The organism is Providencia sp. PROV261 (genome assembly GCF_028477945.1).
GTDB lineage: Bacteria > Pseudomonadota > Gammaproteobacteria > Enterobacterales > Enterobacteriaceae > Providencia > Providencia stuartii.
Genome location: NZ_JAMPMC010000089.1, coordinates 1 through 2,459, shown reverse-complemented (window position 1 = coordinate 2,459; position 2,459 = coordinate 1). Strand labels below are relative to the sequence as shown.

The 2,459-nt window shown below is 34.8% G+C and carries 1 protein-coding gene and 2 pseudogenes; all 3 read left to right on the top strand.

The window, feature by feature from the left end; translation table 11 throughout:
• A pseudogene (locus tag PR675_RS20695) lies at window positions 1-407 on the top strand (hypothetical protein); the annotation flags it as partial.
• A gap of 330 nt (window positions 408-737) precedes the next feature.
• Window positions 738-1,511 (top strand): hypothetical protein, encoded by a 774-nt coding sequence (locus PR675_RS20690; RefSeq protein WP_272582975.1) that lies wholly within the window; start codon window positions 738-740, stop codon window positions 1,509-1,511.
• A gap of 154 nt (window positions 1,512-1,665) precedes the next feature.
• A pseudogene (locus tag PR675_RS20685) lies at window positions 1,666-2,319 on the top strand (hypothetical protein); the annotation flags it as partial.
• Window positions 2,320-2,459: the final 140 nt, after the last annotated feature.

Genomic DNA, 2,459 nt, shown 5'->3' with positions numbered 1-2,459 from the left:
TTGATCAGTTAATTTCAGAAAACTTTGGAATAGAAGTCACCTTCGTGCTTGATAACAATGCGCCAGCGACTTTTGATGGCGGCTATGAAAAAAAATCAGGGGATTTTTATGAGATATTAACCTTATTTCCGTTGATTACAGAAGATTTCATTGGTGGTCATGAGAAGTCATTTTGGTTAATTGCAAAATATGAAACGATGACCTATAAAGTGAAAAGCGCTAAGAATATCAATATTAATTTTGATTACAAATCAGCCATAAAAACTTACAGTATTGGACCAAAAAAGAAAAATAAAGATTCAATGGCTACCTTTATTTATCCTAATGGGGAACAAGAGGTAACCAGAGAACGCTTTCCCCAATACAAAAAGCTACTTGAAATATCCGAATCTATGTCCTCTAAATAAAAATAGGATGCATATTTTCAAATTTCAATAAGACCCATTATATTAAACGGGCGAGTTTACCACTTAAACCGCCCGTTAGACACCATTAGAACGCCTTAACACGATTTTAAGCACTAAACACACATAACACCTAAATCCATCCTAAAGGTTTATAACAGTTTCTGTGGTGTTTGATGACGTTTTTAACAACCTTGAGATTGAATGGAAAAATACATTGAAATCGACAAAAGGCACAAGCTACCACTTTTATGGCACTTGAAGATGAATTACAAAAATTTGCTCAAAATGATATATTAAAACTGTCACTTGAACGTTTTAAGGAAGAAACTTATGAAATTTCTGTGTCATAAAACCGCTTTCACTGCGTTATTAAGTGTATTCTTTTTGCAAGGGTGTGCAAAAAGTGACACCTTTATTCCCCCAATCAATGGGGAAAGCCTTCATTTTACAGCAACGCTCCCTCAAGAATTAGCGTCATCCCCGATTTATGCGGTATATCGTTCTGAAATCTGCCGCAAAGAAAACCGAACCTCCAATATGGAGGTCTACACGGTTCCGGGATACCATCGTGAACAATATCCCCTAACGATGAATGCTTCGAATCAAGTGGAAGCAGATATACCTCAATCCGGCGGCGGAAAATGTGAATGGAAACTTAGCAATATTAAATTTGAAGTTAAACTCAAAGACCCGTCAAAAATAGACCCATTGATATCAAAAAACTTTGGTTCTGAAGCGACTTTTGTATTGGATAATAACGCTCCAGCGACTTTTGATGGCGGTTATGAACAAAAATCAGGGGATATTAATGAAACATTAACGTTATTTCCGTTGATTAGAGAAAGTTTTATTGGCGGTCACGAGAAATCGTTTTGGCTAATAGCTAAATACGAAACCATGACATATAAAGTCAAAAACACCAATATAATCAATATTAACATTGATTATAAATCAAATGTGATAAGTCATTGGGTTAGCGTTAAAAAGAAAGAAAAAGGTGCAAAACCAACAATGATATATCCAAATGGCAATATTGTTTATGGTGAATATAATCCCCAATACGACAAACTGATTGATATATCAGAATCTATGTCAGCCAAATAAAAACAGGATGCCTATTTTCAAATTTCAATAAGACCCATTATATTAAACGGGAGAGTTTACCACTTAAACCGCCCGTTAGACACCATTAGAACGCCTTAACACGATTTTAAGCACCAAACACACATAACACCTAAATCCATCCTAAAGGTTTATAACAGTCCCTCAAGAATTAGCGTCATCCCCGATTTATGCGGTATATCGTTCTGAAATCTGCCGCAAAGAAAACCGAACCTCCAATATGGAGGTCTACACGGTTCCAGGATACCATCGTGAACAATATCCCCTAACGATGAATGCTTCGAATCAACTGGAAGCGAATATCCCTCAGTCTGGTGGCGGAAAATGTGACTGGAAACTCAGCAATTTTGTTTTTGAAGTCACACTCAAAGATCCGTCAAAAATTGATCCTTTAATATCAGATAATTTAGGTAAAAAAATTAGCTTTGTATTAGACAATAACGCGCCAGCCACATTTGATGGTGGCTATGAAAAAAAATCAGGGGATTTTAATGAGACATTAACGTTATTCCCGTTGATTACAGAAGATTTTATTGGTGGTCACGAGATGTCATTTTGGCTAATCGCCAAATACGAAACTATGACTTATAAAGTAAAAAAAGCTAATAATATCAATGTAAATATTGATTATAAAGCAAATATGAAAACGTACAGTATTGGACCTAAAAATAAAAATGAAGATTCAATAGCAACCTTTATTTACCCTAACGGAGAACAAGAAAAAACTAAATGGCTTTATCCTGAATACAAAAAATTGATCGCGATATCAGAATCTATGACACAAAAATAAAAAACTAACCGTTTTTTTCTGTTGCTCCTAATTTAAACTGTTACTTTTAATTAGGAGAATAGGATAATTATCTACTTAAACGTGCTCTAAATGTCTCTGGATTCGTTAAGACTGTCTTTAATGCAGCTGATATAGTAATA